Below are 15,112 nucleotides of genomic sequence, written 5' to 3' on the forward strand. Positions count from 1 at the left end.
CGGCGTGAGGACTGACGCCGGCCCGAACGGGCCGCCTGACGACTGCAAAGCTCAGATCTCGGGCCGCATGAAGTCGCCGCTGGCATCCATGATCCACAATTCGCCGGTCGAAATGTCGAACCAGGCGCCGTGCAGCGCCAGCTTGCCCTGTGCCTCGAGCTCGGCGACATAGGGGAAGGTACGCAGATTGGCGATCGAGTTGCGGATCGAGATGCGCTCCAGCGCCGTCTGCCGCTCGCTCTCGGTCATCAGGGCGTTCTGGGCCACCTGCTCTGGCAGGCCGCCCAGCATGCTCATCCACTTGCCGATGAAATCGCCGCTGTCGAGCGGGCTGGAATCGGGGCTAAGCGCCGCCTTGATGCCGCCGCAGCGGCCATGGCCCATGATCACGATATTGGCGATGCCGAGCGCCTTGACGGCAAATTCGATACCCGCCGAGGTGCCGTGCTGGCCGCCATCGGGCTGGTAGGTCGGCACCAGATTGGCGACATTGCGCAGCACGAACAGTTCGCCCGGCTCGGAACCGAAGATCACCTCGGGCGCCGCGCGGCTGTCGCAGCAGGCAATGATCATGGTGGTGGGCGTCTGGCCCGATGCCGCCAGTTCGCGATAGCGCGCCTTTTCGCGGACATAGCGGTCCGACATGAAACTGGCGTGGCCCTTGAGCAGATGTTCAGGAAAGTTGTGCATGGCCTACCGATTAGCGCTAAGAAGCAACAAGATCAATCGGGCGCCTGCGCCCGGCTATTGGGGGCGCCCATGCTTATCTATCGGTTTCTGACCGGCGAGGACGATGCCAGCTTTTGTCACAAGGTGACCAAGGCGCTCAGCGAAGGCTGGCAGCTGCATGGCAGCCCCACCTATGCCTTTGACGGCCACGCCAAGAAGATGAAGGCTGGCCAGGCCGTGACCCGCTCGGTCAAGGATCAGCCTTATGATCCCGACAAGAAGCTGGTGGACTACTAGGCCGATCGCGGCTGCAGACCGTCACAGCCCCGCCAGCACCGTCTCGAGCTTGCCCAGAAACTGCTTCCAGCCGGCATGCGCGCCGCCATAGGCCTGCTTCTGTTCGGGGCGGAAGCCGCTTTGCTCGACCCGCAGATGCGTGCCCGTCGGGATGGGCGTCAGCGTGAACACCACGACGCTTTCCAGCCCATAGGCCGGGTCGTCATGCACGAAGTTCCAGCTATAGGACAGCAGGCGGTTGGGCTCGAGCGCCAGCACCTGGCAATCCAGCACCCCGCCCCAGTCGCCGCGCAGGGTGAAGTCATGGCCGATCGTGGGCACGAAGTCATTGTCCATCAGCCAGTCGGCGATCAGCTGCGGCTGCGTCAGGGCGCGCCAGAGCTTTTCGGGCGGATGGGCGAAGTCGCGCTCTATCCGCATGGTGCGGCGGTCGGTTTCGGTCATGGCAGTCTCCCTCAGAGCTTTTCGCCGGGCAGGCGACTGGCCTGCCTGACCCAGTCGGCCAGCTGGCGGTCGAAGTCCTCACCTTCATGGATGTGGTGATAGCGCAGCTGCGGGTATTTGGAGGTGACGGCGGGAGCCGGCTCCAGCGCCGCGCCCTGAAAGAAGGTCAGCTTCACATAGGCGTTGAAGCAATGCAGGCTCAAAAACCAGCTGTCGCGTTCCAGCCCATAGAAGGGCGAGTTCCATTTGACCGCCTTGACCACGCCGGGCACTTCCCGCGCCACGATGGCGTCGATCCTTCTGCCGACATCGCTTTTCCAGCCCGGCATGGCGGCGATATAGGCCTGCACCGGGCCATCGCCATGGCCCTTGGCGATCTGCGGATTGCCGCCCGACAGCAGCACCGGCTCTTTGCTGACTGCGTCTGCCACGGCGCGCTCCTAGCTGGCCATCCGGCGCCCGGCGCGTCGCCGCTGCGCATAGGGCAAAAAGAACAGGTAGAGCCCGCTCAGCAGCATCAGGGCGAGCGGCAGCAGCGGCAGATAGGTCAGCCAGGTCAGGCTCTGGCCCATGAACAGCGCGATGAAATTGGCGATGACGGTGAGGGTGAAAAACAGCGACAGCCAGCGGTGGCTCTGCCGCATCATGGTGCTCCAGTTCATTGGTCCATCCTTGTCAGAAGATTGTCGAGGGCGTCGAGGCGATGATGCCAGAAGCCTTCCATCTGCGCCGTCCAGTCGCTGAGCGGCGCCAGCGCCGACAGGTCGGCGCTATAATGGGTCTGCCTTCCGGCATGGCGGTCGCGCACCAGCCCGGCCTGCCTGAGCAGGCCGAGATGCTTGGAGACGACCGGCTGGGACACGCCCGAGCCCAAGGTCAGCGCACCGACCGTCCGTTCGCCCTCGCGGCACAGCCGCTCGAACAGGCCGCGGCGGGTCGGGTCGGAAAGGGCTTTGAACAGCATATCGGCAGCGGCGTGCATGAAAATCCCATAGCTGATTGACTATGGGTTTATATAGCCATCGAGCTATCAATCAGTCAATGCCCGGCGTTAGCGGCGCTGCAGCGCCAGGCCCTGCAGCAAGATGATTGTCTTGGCATCGGTGATCGCGCCGCTGGCAATCATGCCATAGGCCTGCTCAAAGCCCAGTTCGAGCACCTCGATATCCTCGCCCTCATGGGCGAGCCCGCCGCCATTATGGGCCTGCTGGCCCGGCGTATAGCGACCGATGAAGCAGGCGCATTTTTCCGTCACCGCGCCCGGGCTCATATAGGCATTGCACAGCAGCACCAGGTCCTCGCCGGCATAGCCGGTTTCCTCCAGCGCCTCGCGCCGCGCGGCGATCTCGGGCGCTTCGCCGTCGAGCAGCCCGGCCGGCACCTCGATCAGCCAGGCCGGATCGCCATTGAGATGGGGCGGCAGGCGGAACTGCCGGGTCAGGATCACCGTCTCGGTCTGCGCCGCATAGAGCAGCACCGCCGCGGCGCTGCCATGGTCATAGACCTCGCGCAGTACGGTCTGCGTGCTGCCGTCCCGCCTTCCATGGGTGATCTCGTAATTGTCGAACCGCCCCCAATTGTGGCTGAGCTTGGTGACACTGTTGATCTTGATGCTGTCAGACATGAAGGCTCCCGGGACAATCGGGCCAGCTATGGCCCAACTTGGGCGCGAGGGCCAGTGAGCCAGACTCACAACCGCCATGCGCAAGCCGGTTTGGCGCGCGGAAATTTCGCCGTCATCGCGTCCGTTTGGCCAGTTTGTCTGAAGTTGACAAAGCCGCTTGCGACGATAGGCTGATCCAGGGCTGGTGCAGCCTGCCGCTCGCGCCTTCAATGGATGGTGAATGCACTTTTGACCTGTTTGACCCTGACCATCCGGGCAGGCTTTCAGCAATGCGAGCACTGATACTTCTTCTGCCCGATGAGAAGGATCGAACTCATGCATAGTTTCATCAATGCCAAGGCCATGGCCAAGCTGCTCCGGCAGGCCCTGGGCGAGCGCCACATCGACATCACCCATAGTGACAGCCTTGAGCTTGTCTCCCGCCAGTTCGGCTTTGCAAACTGGAACATGCTCAGCGCCCGGATCGACCGGACCACCACCGGCAACGGCCCCCTGCCCGACGGCTGGGTCAAGGCGGGCAAGAGTCCGCAATTATATGACACCCGGATTGACCAGGACAATGGCGCCACCGCCTTGATCGCCGCCCGCCCGGACCTGCTCGATGAGGTGCGCGGCGACGACTTCTGTACGATCATGCAAAGCGTTGACGCCGAACCCTTCAGGCATAGGCGCATGCGGCTGGCCGGTGAATTGCGCACCGAGGATGTCGGCACCGGCGCAACCGTCTGGTTCCGCATCGACGGCGCCGGCGGCACCCTGCTGTTCGACAATCTGGAATTGCAGCGGCCCGACGGCCCCCTGGTCGGCACGCAGGACTGGGCGGAGCGCTCGGTGGTATTTGACGTGCCCGACGCCGCGCTGAGCCTGCACTATGGCTTTTTCCTCAAGGGCACGGGCCGCTGCTGGGCACGCCGGTTCAGCCTGGTCGAGGTCGATGCCAGCGTACCGACCAATAGCCGCAAGGGACCGGTCCTGCCCAGGCCGACCAATCTCGATTTCGGCCGGTCGGCGACCCACTAGCCGGTACGGATCCGGCCCGCGGTACCCTTGCCTTGGTGTCCGCGGGCCGGATCGCCTCCGAGCATGCCGCGTGGGCGGGATGTCCCGCAGGCAATAGCGGCGCCCAACCCGTCCGCCCTTCGCACATTGCGTGCGCCATGCGAACAAAGTGCGCTTTCCGCCAAAAGTAGCATCCCGATACCGGTTAACCGCTTTGAATTTGTAACCTTTGGGCGCTAGAAGTCTCGAACCATTCCAAACTGCAGCGGCTTTGACCGGTCGCCAGCGAGGCCCCATGACGGTTCGATCCCGCCCGCTTTCTCCCCATCTCCAGATCTATCGCTGGACCATCACCATGGCGATGTCCATCGCCCACCGCGCCACCGGCATCGCCAATTATGCCGGCACCCTGCTGCTGGTGCTCTGGCTCGGCGCCGCCGCCATCGGCCAGGAAGCGCTCAACCCGGTCAATGACCTGTTGGGCAGCTGGATCGGCCAGCTGGTGCTGTTCGCCTATACCTGGAGCCTGCTGCACCACATGCTGGGCGGCCTGCGCCACTTCGTCTGGGATTTCACCCTCGGCATGGAGCCGGGCCAGCGCGAAGCCCTGGCCTGGGCCAATCTGGTGGCCTCGATTGTCCTGACCCTCTTGGTCTGGACCGTTTTTGTATGGGTGGGCTGAGATGACCGATCGCATTCCCGACGCCGTGGTCGCCAATCCCAAGACCAAATATGGCAATGCCAAAGCCTCGACCCGCCATTTCATCACCCAGCGGGTGACCGGCGCCATCAACATCCTCTTCATCGGCCTGCTGGCCTATATCGTGCTGCGCCTCGCCGGCCAGGACCGCACCGACATGGTCGCCACCATCGGCAATGGCTTTATCGGCCTGCCGCTCGCCGTGCTGCTGGTGATCGTCACCGTGCATATGCGCAACGGCATGCGCGACACGCTGGAAGACTATTTCCACGGCGCCGCCTTTGCCCGCTTCATGGCACTCAATACCGCCTTCTGCATCTTCATCGCGGTGGCCGGCCTGGCCGCCATTCTCAAGCTCGTCTTCTGGGGTTAATGGTCATGGCGCAATACGAACTCATCGACCACGAATTCGACGTGGTGGTGGTGGGCGCCGGCGGCGCGGGCCTCCGCGCCACCCTGGGCATGGCCGAACAGGGCCTGCGCACCGCCTGCATCACCAAGGTGTTCCCCACCCGCAGCCATACTGTGGCCGCGCAGGGCGGCATCGCGGCTTCGCTGCAGAATATGGGCCCCGACAGCTGGAAATGGCACATGTACGACACCGTCAAGGGGTCGGACTGGCTGGGCGACAACGACGCCATGGAATATCTGGCGCGCGAAGCCCCGGCCGCCATCTATGAGCTCGAGCATTACGGCGTGCCCTTCTCGCGCACCGAAGACGGCAAGATCTACCAGCGCCCCTTTGGCGGCCACATGACCGAATTCGGCGATGGCCCGCCGGTGCAGCGCACCTGCGCCGCCGCCGACCGCACCGGCCACGCCATTTTGCACACGCTTTATGGCCAGAGCCTGCGCCACAATGCCGAGTTCTATATCGAATATTTCGCGCTCGACCTGATCATGGGCGAAAACGGCGCCTGCGAGGGCGTGATCGCCTGGAAGCTCGATGACGGCACGCTGCACCGCTTCCGCGCCAAGACCACGGTGCTGGCCACGGGCGGCTATGGCCGCTCCTATTTCTCGGCCACCTCGGCCCATACCTGCACCGGCGATGGCAATGGCATGGTCGCCCGCGCCGGGCTTCCCTTGCAGGACATGGAGTTCGTGCAATTCCATCCCACCGGCATCTATGGCGCCGGCGTGCTGATCACCGAGGGCGCCCGCGGCGAAGGCGGCTACCTCACCAATTCGGAAGGCGAGCGCTTCATGGAGCGCTATGCCCCCAATGCCAAGGACTTGGCCAGCCGCGACGTCGTATCGCGCTGCATGACCCTGGAAATCCGCGAGGGCCGTGGCGTCGGTCCCAAGAAGGACCATATCTACCTGCATCTCGACCATCTCGACCCGGCCGTGCTGGCCGTACGCCTGCCCGGTATTACCGAATCGGCAAAAATCTTTGCCGGCGTCGACCTGACGCGCGAGCCGATCCCGGTGATCCCGACGGTGCACTACAATATGGGCGGCATCCCCGCCAATTATCATGGCGAAGTGCTCAACCCGACGCCTGACAACCCCGACGCGGTCGTGCCGGGCCTGATGGCCGTGGGCGAAGCCGCCTGCGCCTCGGTGCATGGCGCCAATCGCCTGGGCTCCAATTCGCTGACCGATCTGGTGGTCTTTGGCCGCGCTGCCGCCATCCGCGCCGGCAAGGTGATCGACCGCGCCAGCCCGATCCCGGCCATCAACAAGGCCCAGGACGACAAGATCCTCGCCCGCTTTGACCGCCTGCGCCACGCAGCCGGCTCCAGGCCGACCGCCGCCATCCGCGACGCCATGCAGCACACCATGCAGGAAGACGCTGCCGTGTTCCGCACCGGCGAGACGCTGCAGTCCGGCGTCCGGCGCATGGGCGAAATCTATGGCCAGCTCAAGGATATCGCGGTTACCGACCGCTCGCTGATCTGGAATTCCGACCTGGTCGAGACGCTCGAGCTGGAAAACCTGATGGCCAATGCCATGGTCACCGTGGTCTCGGCCGAAGCGCGCGAGGAAAGCCGCGGCGCCCATGCCCGCGAGGACTTCGCGTCGCGCGACGACGTCAACTGGCGCAAGCACACCTTGGGCTGGATCGACACCGCTACGGGCGCGGTCAAGCTGGGCTATCGCCCGGTCCATCTCGACCCGTTGACGCCCGAAAGCGAAGGCGGCATCGACCTCAAGAAGATCGCGCCCAAGGCACGCGTCTACTGATGAGTGAGCTGGCCGGATATTCGGGCACGCCTTTGGCGCAGAAGCTGGGGCTCAAGGACGGGCAGCGGGCGCTGTTCATCGACCTGCCCTCGTCCCTGGCCGAACTGGCCACGGCGCGCGCCTTCGCCGAATCGAGCCGGGTCACAATCGACCAGCTCGGCGATGCGGCGCCAGGCTATGACGTCATCCATATCTTTACCAGCGCCCGGGCCGTGCTCGAGACGCTGGGCCAGCGCCTGCTCGACCTGATCGCCCGCGACGGCATGATCTGGGTCAGCTGGCCCAAAAAGGCGGCCAAACTGGCAACCGACATTACCGAGGATGTGATCCGCACCGTGCTGCTGCCCATCGGCCTGGTGGATGTGAAGGTCTGTGCCGTCGACCAGACCTGGTCGGGGCTGAAACTGGTGATCCGCAAGGAGCTGAGATGAGATTTTTAGCCGTGCTGGCCATGCTGGGCCTTTCGAGTGCCCCGGCCCTCGCCGCAGCACCGACAGCAGAGCAAAAAAACGAATTCTACCGCGTCTGCATGGGCATCGCCCAGAACGACACGCTGTGTGCCTGCAAGGCCGAGGCGGCCATGACGCTGATCGATGAACGCTTCATGGGCGTGGTCATTGCCTCCATGAAGGGCGGCACCCCGGCCGACAGCGATTTCGTCGCCTACAATAGCTATGTCGCCAAGAGCAACCAGGTCTGCAAGCCGGACTACTAGGATTTCGCGCTGTGTTGAGCAGCGTGCGTAAAAAAGGAAGACCGACCCATGGTCGAACTGATGCTCCCCAAGGCCGACCGCCCCGCCAAGGGCAAATCCTGGCCCAAGCCGGCCGCGGCCAAGCGGCTGCGCGAATACCACATCTATCGCTATGACCCCGACCAGAGCGCCAATCCGCGCATCGACACCTATTTCGTCGATCTCGACGATTGCGGCCCGATGATCCTGGACGGCCTGCTCTGGATCAAGAACAAGGTCGACCCCACGCTGACGCTGCGCCGCTCTTGCCGCGAGGGCATTTGCGGCTCCTGCTCGATGAACATCAACGGGCTCAACACCCTGGCCTGCACCAAGGGCATGGAAGAGAGCTCGGGCCCCATCAAGATCTATCCGCTGCCGCATATGCCGGTGGTCAAGGATCTGGTGCCCGATCTCAGCACCTTTTACGCCCAGCACCGCGCCATCGAGCCCTGGCTCAAGACCACCTCGCCCACCCCGGACAAGGAATGGACGCAGACGGTGCCGCAGCGCGCCAAGCTGGACGGGCTCTATGAGTGCATTCTCTGCGCCTGCTGCTCGACCTCATGCCCGAGCTATTGGTGGAACGGCGACAAGTATCTGGGCCCGGCCGCCCTGCTGCAGGCCTATCGCTGGCTGATCGACAGCCGCGACGAGACCACCCAGGAACGGCTCGATGACCTCGAGGACCCCTTCAAGCTGTTCCGCTGCCACACCATCATGAACTGCGCCAAGGTCTGCCCCAAGGGGCTCAACCCGGCCAAGGCCATTGCCGAAATCAAGAAGATGATGGTCGAGCGCCAGGCGGCTTGAGCCTGATCGATCGCTGAATAAGCAGCAGCCTCCGGCGTGATCCGGAGGCTGTTTTGTTTGGGACGGCCCGTCTATGGAGGGTTCGTGCCACTCGACCATAGGTCTCGTGGCCTTGCGCGCTCAAATCGCGCCACTGGCGCGATTTGCCCTGCGGGACGCGATCAAGCCTTGCCGATCTGCCGGCGCAGGATGGTGCGATCGCGGCTGGAGACGCCGATCAGCTCGGCCACGCGCCAGACCATGTTGTCTTCCATTTCGTGATTGCTCTGGTCGGCAAACACCACCGTCCACATCATGCGGATGATCTCGAGGCGCTCCGCCAGCTCGAGCGAGGCCAGGCTCGAGGTAAACCGGTAAAGGTCCACCGCCTCGGCATCGCGCAAGGCCGCTTCCTTGATCAGCCGGCCCACGCTGGCCTCGTCGAGCCCATACTGCGCCATCAGCGCATTCTTGATGACCTGCCGCTCCGCCTCGGTCATCTGCCCGTCGACCGCGGCCAGATGCACCAGCAGCGCCGCCACGGCCAGCTGGGGATCGTTGCTGTCGATGGCTTCTTCGGCTTTGGAGAACAGGCGGGTAAGGGCCTCGAACATGGCATGTGCCTCTTTTCGGGGTGCGACGGAACAGCTCTGGCAGGTGCGCGCCGGGAGGCAGGCAGGTGCAGACTTAGTCATCAAAGCCATTTGCTCAATGGTCAGTTGCCTGGCTCGCGCGCTCTTGACCCGGTTTGATGCGCAATGGCCACACCAGGGACGCCGAAAAAGGACTCGACTCTCGCCGGATTCGGAGTCTAAGTGTTCCTGTTTTGTTCACTCATAAGGCTGCGCCAATGGGCTCGCCCGACCACCAGGAGCGCCTTGCCGCGCTGCGGGACGCTATTGCCGATATCGAGCGCAAGCCGGCTTTGGCCGAAGCGCGGGTGGTGACCCGCGATCCTGCAGCCGGTTTTCCGCTGCCGGCGGGCGGCTTGCTGCAGGAGGTGTTCACCGATGAGCGCCGCCATGCCGGGGCCGTGCTGGGCTTTGCCCTGGCCCAGGCCAGGGGGCTGCTGACCCGCCAGCGGCCGGCCGTCATCTATCTGCAGCTGGTCAAGGACAGCCAGGAAATGGGTCTGCCCTATGGGCCGGGCCTGCTCAGCTTCGGCTTCGACCCCGATGCGCTGGTGCTGGTGCGGGCCGCCAATATGGTCGAGCTGCTCTGGGCAGCCGAAGAGGCGCTGGCCTGCAAGGCGGTGGCGGCCGTCTTGGCCGATATCGCCGGGCACAACAAGATCCTCGATTTCACCGCTAGCCGTCGGCTCAGCCTGCGGGCCGCCAGTGCCGGCAGTTCTATTCTCATGCTGCGCTATGGCACGGGCCGGGAGGCCAGCGCGGCGCATCTGCGCTGGCGACTGACCCCGGTGCTGAGCGCCCGCAAACGCTTTGATCCCTTTGCCCCCGGGGCCCCGCAGTGGCGGGTGCAGCTGGAAAAGGGGGTTCTCCTCAATCAGCAAACCGAATGGCTCCTGGGCTGGACGCAAGATGGATTCACCACACTCGATGCTGCACGCCGCCATGCAACCGGACCTGCTGCCGGGCCGCCGTTTCCTGGCGCTGTTCCTGCCCACCTGGCCGACCGATTGGCTGAAACGGCGTGAACCCGAGCTCAAGGGTCCGCTGGCGCTCTATGAGCGCATCAAGGGCGGGCTGCGACTGGCGGCGCTGGATGCCGATGCCGGCCGGGCCGGACTCAGCATGGGGCAGAACCTGGCCGATGCGCGCGCCATGGTGCCGGCGCTGACGGTCCGGGAGATCGACCGGCCTCTGCTGGAGGCGGTCTTTGCCGATTTCGCCGACTGGCATTCCAATGCCAGTCCGCTGGTCGCGGTGATGGACGACGTCACCCGGTTTGGCGATCTGGTGCTCGACATTACCGGGGTTTCCCACCTGTTCGGGGGCGAAGGCCCCATGCTGCGCCTGCTGCTCACCCGCCTGCGCGCGCTCGGCTATACGGTCGCCGGCGCCATTGCCCCCACCATTGGCGCCGCCTGGGCGGTCAGCCATTTTGCCCGCAGCCAGGTGGTCGAAACGGCCGATCTGCAAGCCGTGCTCAATGCGCTGCCGGTCAATGCCCTGCGCCTGAGCCCGACCCAGATCGCCGGGCTGAGCCAGATGGGGCTCAAGACAATCGGCCAGCTGCGGCCGCGCGAGCGCAAGCCGCTGCAGGCCCGCTTCGGGCTGTCGCTGCTGCAGCGGCTGGACCAGGCCTATGGGCTGCTCGAAGAGCGCATGGTGCCCCGTATTCCCGTCGCCGAGCGCTATGCCGAACGGCGCTTCGTCGACCCGATCGGGCTGATGGACGACGTGCTGATGACCACCCATGACCTGGCCATCCAGCTCGCCATCAGGCTGGAAGCCGAAGGCCTTGGCGGGCAGGCCTTTCATCTTTTCCTCTATCGCGTCGATCACAAGATCATAACGCTGTCGATCAATGCGGCTAGGCTGACGCGCGACCCCGACCATATCAGCAAGCTCTTCTCCAACCGCTCCGAGCGGCTTGAAGGCGAATATGATGCCGGCTTCGGCATCGACATGATCCGCCTGGCGGTAAGTTCGGTGGGGGAACTCGACGCGGTTCAGCTGGGGGCCTTTGCCACCCGGGACGGCAGCGCGGACCTCGATCAGCTGCAGGACCGGATGAGCAGCCGCCTGGGCCCGCTGGCCGTGCTGCGCACGCAATTCGTCGCCACCCACATTCCCGAACGGGCAGCGCGGCTCGTGCCGGCGATGGCTTATGTCCCGCAGGCTTCGGCAGCGCCCTCTCCAGGGCTGGTGCGTCCGCTGCGCCTGCTGCCGGTGCCCGAGCTGGTGGCCATCAATGCCGAAGTGCCCGATGGCCTGCCGGCGTCGATGATCTGGCGACGGGCGAGTTACCGGCTGATCAAGGCGGCCGGTCCCGAACGGCTGGGGGCCGAATGGTGGCGCACCGGGCAACGCCTGCAGCTGGTGCCACCCTTTGTGCCTAAGCAGCCCGAGCCGGGCGAAAAGCCGGAAAAGCCACCCTATCTGCCCGACCTGGCGCTGCACGACCCCGACGCCGGCAGCCGGGACTATTATGTGGCCGAGGATGCCCAGGGCCGACGGTTCTGGATTTACCGGCAGGGCGCCTATGGTGACGGCAACTGGTATCTGCACGGGTTTTTCGCATGAGCGACATCATCCAGCTGCAGCCACGGCAGGGCGGGCGACAGCAGACGCCGCCGGCGCCGGACTTTGCCGAACTGGTATCGACCACCAATTTTTCCTTCCTGCACAGCGGGTCATCGGCCGAAGAAATGGTCTCTGCCGCCATGCATCTGGGCCTCAGGGCCTTTGGCGTGACCGATCGCAACAGCTTTGCCGGCGTGGTGCGCGGCTATGTCATCGCCCGCGACCGGGACGAAGACCGCTTCCCCGATTTCCGCTATCTGGTCGGCGTGCGCCTGTGCTTTGCCGACGGCACGCCCGACATCGTCGCCTATCCCACCGACCGGGTGGCCTATGGCCGGCTGTGCAAGCTGCTCACCCGCGGCAATCAGCGGGGGGAGAAGGGCAAGCCCGTGCTCTGTCTGAGCGACCTGTTCGGTTCGGGCGATCCGGTCTCGGCACTCGAGCACGGCCCCTCGGAAAACCATGCCCAGGGCCAGCTCTTCATCCTCATCCCCGACGAGACCGATTGGGGCCTGACCGAAAGGACGCTGGAAACGCTCACCACAAGGTCACCCGGCGCCGTCTGGGTCGCCGGGGCGCTGCGCTTTGATGGCCAGGATCGCGCCCGGCTCAACCGCATCGATGAACTGGCCAGGCGGCATCGTGCCCCCATGCTGGCCAGCAATGATGTGCTTTACCACGAGCCGGACCGGCGCATCGTGCAGGATGTGGTGACCTGCATCCGCGAGCACCTGACGCTGGAAAGCGCCGGCTTCCGGCTTGCCGCCAATGCCGAGCGGCATCTCAAGCCGGCCTCTGAAATGGCCCGGCTGTTCCGCGAGCATCCCCATGCCATCACGCAAACCCAGCGTTTCATCGCCCGTATCCACTTTTCGCTCGATCAGCTGAAATACAACTATCCCGAAGAAACCATCGGCAATGGCGAGACCGCCCAGCAGACGCTGGAACGGCTCACCTGGGAGGGCGCGGCCAAGCGCTTTCCCCATGGCGTGCCCGACAGCATCAAGAAGACGATCTGGACCGAGCTGTGCCTGATCGGCTTCAAAGGCTATGCGGCCTATTTCCTGACCGTGCATGACATCGTCATGTTCGCCCGCCATGAGCGCAAGATCCTGTGCCAGGGGCGTGGCTCGGCCGCCAATTCCACGGTCTGCTTCTGCCTGGAGATCACTGAGGTCAATCCCGAGACCGGCACGCTGGTCTTTGGTCGCTTCATCTCCACCGAGCGCGACGAACCGCCCGATATCGACGTCGATTTCGAGCATGAGCGGCGCGAAGAGGTGATGCAATATGTCTACAAGAAATATGGCGGCAAGCGCACCGGGCTCACCGCCAATGTCATCTCCTACCGCTCCAAGAGCGCCATCCGCGAAACCGCCAAAGTGTTCGGCGTGTCCGACGACACGGTTGCCGCGCTGAACCAGCTGCACTGGGGCTGGGGGCAGAAACTCGACCTGGGTGACCTGGCGACGATCGGGCTGAGCCCCGATGATCCGGTGCTTGCCCAGATGTTCGAGGTGGTCAAGGTGCTGCGCGGCTTTCCCCGCCATCTCAGCCAGCATGTCGGCGGCTTCGTCATCACCCGCGATTCGCTCGAAAGACTGGTGCCGATCGGCAAGACGGCCATGGAGAGCCGGCAGATCATCGAATGGAACAAGGACGACATCGATGCCCTGGCCATCCTCAAGGTCGATATATTGGCCCTGGGCATGCTCAGCTGCCTGCGCCGGGCCTTCGCGCTGATGGATGAGCATTATGGGCAACAGCTCAAGCTGGTCGACCTGCTGAGCGAAGAGGCCGATCCCGACCAGTCCAAGAAGGCGCGCGTCTATGCCATGATCCAGCGGGCCGATACGCTGGGCGTGTTCCAGATCGAAAGCCGGGCGCAGATGAGCATGCTGCCGCGCCTGAAGCCGGAAAAATTCTACGACCTGATCATCGAGGTCGCCATTGTCCGGCCCGGCCCGATCCAGGGCAATATGGTCCATCCCTATCTGCGCCGCCGCCAGGGCCTGGAAGAGCCGGTTTATTACGGCAACAAGCTCAAGGCGGTGCTCGAGCGCACTCTGGGCATACCGCTGTTTCAGGAGCAGGCGATGCAGATCGCCATCGAAGGCGCCGGTTTTTCACCCGGCAAGGCCGACAGCCTGCGCCGGGCCATGGCGGCGTGGCGGCGAACGGGCAAGATCGCCCAGTTCGGCCAGGAGTTCATGGCCGGCATGCAGGCCAATGGCTATCCGCCCGAATTTGCCAGGAACTGCTTCGCCCAGATCCAGGGTTTTGCCGAGTACGGCTTTCCCGAAAGTCATGCGGCCAGCTTTGCCTTGCTGGTCTATGCCTCCTGCTGGCTCAAATGCCATTATCCCGACGTCTTTGCCACCGCCCTGCTCAATTCGCAGCCCATGGGCTTTTACGCACCAAGCCAGATCATCCGCGACGCGATCGAGCATGGTGTCGATGTGCAGGAAGTGCAGATCAACAGCTCCCAGGTCGAGCATGTTCTGGTCAGGCCCGGGCAGGAGCGGCATGCCGGCGATCATGTCTGGCCCCAGCATGAGGACATGCGCCACGATATCTGGAGCAGCCGGTCGATCCTGCTCGGTTTCAGTGCCGTTATCGGCTTGAGCAAGCACGCCCAGCAGCAGATCGTGGACAGGCGCGGCGCCGGTTACGATTCCATCCGGGACCTCTGGCTGCGCACGCAATTGCCGATAGCCGCGCTGGAAAAGCTGGCGCATGCCGATGCCTTTGCCGATCTCGGCCTCAATCGCCGCGAAGCGCTGTGGGTGGTCAAGGGCCTGATCGGCACGCATGGCGCTGACACCCTGCCTCTGTTCGAGGCGGCCGGACGGGTGGAGACCGACGCCGATATCGAAGCCAACCTGCCCAAGATGCTGATGGGCGAGGAAGTGATCCACGATTATTCGACGCTGTCCTTTTCGCTCAAAGGCCACCCGCTGCAGTTCATCCGCCCGGTCCTGGAGGCCAGACGCATCATGCGGTCGGATCAGCTGCGCGACGCCAGGCCCGGCAGCCAGGTGGAAGTGGCCGGCCTGGTGCTGGTGCGCCAGCGACCGGGGACGGCAAAGGGGATCATCTTTGCCACGCTCGAGGATGAGGCCGGCGTGGCCAATGTCGTGATCTGGCCGCAGGTATTTGAAAACAACCGCAAGACCCTGCTGGGTTCACGCATGCTGGCGGTGCGCGGCAAGCTGCAGCGCGAGGGCCTCGTGATCCATATCATTGCCGAGCAATTGACCGACATGACCCATCACCTGCTCGACCTGGCCCATGGCCAGGACATTGGCGACCGCATCCTGGCGCGCGGCGACGAGGGTCGCTCGGGGCCCCAGCCCGGCCGCGACCACAAGGCCATGCTCGAAATCGACAAGGCCCGCCGCGCCGCCTATGCCGCCCTGCCCGAGGGGCGCAATTTCCATTGAGCCCCGGCGAGG

Annotated in this window: 18 protein-coding genes; 11 read left to right on the top strand and 7 right to left on the bottom strand. The window is 64.4% G+C overall.

Annotated features, from left to right (window positions below; all coding sequences use genetic code 11):
- Positions 1 to 51: 51 nt before the first annotated feature.
- A complete protein-coding gene (locus AC4NN3_RS10055) occupies positions 52 to 690 on the bottom strand; it encodes a carbonic anhydrase (RefSeq protein ID WP_491926965.1) in 639 nt (212 codons plus the stop codon).
- Positions 691 to 759: 69 nt separating this feature from the next.
- Between AC4NN3_RS10055 and AC4NN3_RS10060 the strand changes: the two genes are divergently transcribed.
- A complete protein-coding gene (locus AC4NN3_RS10060; protein WP_491926966.1) occupies positions 760 to 966 on the top strand; it encodes a DUF1737 domain-containing protein in 207 nt (68 codons plus the stop codon).
- Between the two features lie 21 nt (positions 967 to 987).
- On the opposite strand, the gene AC4NN3_RS10065 is transcribed toward AC4NN3_RS10060, so the two are convergent.
- From AC4NN3_RS10065 to AC4NN3_RS10085, 5 genes are all read right to left on the bottom strand, one after another.
- The gene (locus tag AC4NN3_RS10065) at positions 988 to 1,410 is read right to left on the bottom strand and encodes an SRPBCC family protein (RefSeq protein WP_491926967.1); all 423 of its coding nucleotides are present in this window, start codon (positions 1,408 to 1,410) and stop codon (positions 988 to 990) included.
- 11 nt (positions 1,411 to 1,421) lie between these two features.
- Complete coding sequence (locus tag AC4NN3_RS10070) at positions 1,422 to 1,841, bottom strand: DUF1801 domain-containing protein (RefSeq protein ID WP_491926968.1); 420 nt, start codon at positions 1,839 to 1,841, stop codon at positions 1,422 to 1,424.
- Between the two features lie 9 nt (positions 1,842 to 1,850).
- The gene (locus AC4NN3_RS10075; RefSeq protein ID WP_491926969.1) at positions 1,851 to 2,072 is read right to left on the bottom strand and encodes a hypothetical protein; all 222 of its coding nucleotides are present in this window, start codon (positions 2,070 to 2,072) and stop codon (positions 1,851 to 1,853) included.
- Positions 2,069 to 2,392 (bottom strand): ArsR/SmtB family transcription factor, encoded by a 324-nt coding sequence (locus AC4NN3_RS10080; RefSeq protein WP_491926970.1) that lies wholly within the window; start codon positions 2,390 to 2,392, stop codon positions 2,069 to 2,071. The genes AC4NN3_RS10075 and AC4NN3_RS10080 overlap by 4 nt, the downstream gene beginning before the upstream one ends.
- Before the next feature lie 69 nt (positions 2,393 to 2,461).
- Positions 2,462 to 3,034 carry an NUDIX domain-containing protein gene (locus tag AC4NN3_RS10085; protein WP_491926971.1) on the bottom strand — a complete coding sequence of 191 codons (573 nt, stop codon included), beginning with the start codon at positions 3,032 to 3,034 and terminating at the stop codon, positions 2,462 to 2,464.
- A gap of 315 nt (positions 3,035 to 3,349) precedes the next feature.
- Here AC4NN3_RS10085 and AC4NN3_RS10090 point away from each other — a divergent pair, with 315 nt between their 5' ends.
- From AC4NN3_RS10090 to AC4NN3_RS10120, 7 genes are all read left to right on the top strand, one after another.
- Positions 3,350 to 4,054 carry a glyoxalase superfamily protein gene (locus AC4NN3_RS10090; RefSeq protein ID WP_491926972.1) on the top strand — a complete coding sequence of 235 codons (705 nt, stop codon included), beginning with the start codon at positions 3,350 to 3,352 and terminating at the stop codon, positions 4,052 to 4,054.
- Positions 4,055 to 4,328: 274 nt separating this feature from the next.
- Positions 4,329 to 4,715, top strand: a complete 387-nt coding sequence (sdhC, locus tag AC4NN3_RS10095) for a succinate dehydrogenase, cytochrome b556 subunit (RefSeq protein ID WP_491926973.1) — start codon at positions 4,329 to 4,331, stop codon at positions 4,713 to 4,715.
- A gap of 1 nt (position 4,716) precedes the next feature.
- Complete coding sequence (sdhD, locus tag AC4NN3_RS10100; protein WP_491926974.1) at positions 4,717 to 5,106, top strand: succinate dehydrogenase, hydrophobic membrane anchor protein; 390 nt, start codon at positions 4,717 to 4,719, stop codon at positions 5,104 to 5,106.
- Between the two features lie 5 nt (positions 5,107 to 5,111).
- Positions 5,112 to 6,923 (top strand): succinate dehydrogenase flavoprotein subunit, encoded by a 1,812-nt coding sequence (gene sdhA / locus AC4NN3_RS10105; protein WP_491926975.1) that lies wholly within the window; start codon positions 5,112 to 5,114, stop codon positions 6,921 to 6,923.
- Positions 6,923 to 7,354, top strand: a complete 432-nt coding sequence (locus AC4NN3_RS10110) for a DUF3052 domain-containing protein (RefSeq protein ID WP_491926976.1) — start codon at positions 6,923 to 6,925, stop codon at positions 7,352 to 7,354. The genes sdhA and AC4NN3_RS10110 overlap by 1 nt, the downstream gene beginning before the upstream one ends.
- Positions 7,351 to 7,638: a hypothetical protein gene (locus AC4NN3_RS10115; RefSeq protein WP_491926977.1), complete on the top strand. Its 288-nt coding sequence runs from the start codon at positions 7,351 to 7,353 to the stop codon at positions 7,636 to 7,638. The genes AC4NN3_RS10110 and AC4NN3_RS10115 overlap by 4 nt, the downstream gene beginning before the upstream one ends.
- Before the next feature lie 48 nt (positions 7,639 to 7,686).
- Positions 7,687 to 8,469, top strand: a complete 783-nt coding sequence (locus tag AC4NN3_RS10120) for a succinate dehydrogenase iron-sulfur subunit (protein WP_491926978.1) — start codon at positions 7,687 to 7,689, stop codon at positions 8,467 to 8,469.
- Positions 8,470 to 8,630: 161 nt separating this feature from the next.
- On the opposite strand, the gene AC4NN3_RS10125 is transcribed toward AC4NN3_RS10120, so the two are convergent.
- Positions 8,631 to 9,062 (bottom strand): tellurite resistance TerB family protein, encoded by a 432-nt coding sequence (locus AC4NN3_RS10125; protein ID WP_491926979.1) that lies wholly within the window; start codon positions 9,060 to 9,062, stop codon positions 8,631 to 8,633.
- Between the two features lie 236 nt (positions 9,063 to 9,298).
- Here AC4NN3_RS10125 and AC4NN3_RS10130 point away from each other — a divergent pair, with 236 nt between their 5' ends.
- From AC4NN3_RS10130 to AC4NN3_RS10140, 3 genes are read left to right on the top strand one after another with little or no spacing between them, the layout of a single operon-like run.
- Positions 9,299 to 10,105: an ImuA family protein gene (locus AC4NN3_RS10130; protein ID WP_491926980.1), complete on the top strand. Its 807-nt coding sequence runs from the start codon at positions 9,299 to 9,301 to the stop codon at positions 10,103 to 10,105.
- On the top strand, positions 9,990 to 11,657 hold the full coding sequence (locus tag AC4NN3_RS10135) for a Y-family DNA polymerase (RefSeq protein ID WP_491926981.1): 1,668 nt from the start codon (positions 9,990 to 9,992) through the stop codon (positions 11,655 to 11,657). Before AC4NN3_RS10130 ends, AC4NN3_RS10135 begins: the two co-directional genes overlap by 116 nt.
- A complete protein-coding gene (locus tag AC4NN3_RS10140; RefSeq protein WP_491926982.1) occupies positions 11,654 to 15,100 on the top strand; it encodes an error-prone DNA polymerase in 3,447 nt (1,148 codons plus the stop codon). Before AC4NN3_RS10135 ends, AC4NN3_RS10140 begins: the two co-directional genes overlap by 4 nt.
- Positions 15,101 to 15,112 lie beyond the last annotated feature (12 nt).

The organism is Devosia sp. MDV22-iso42, from assembly GCF_058629155.1.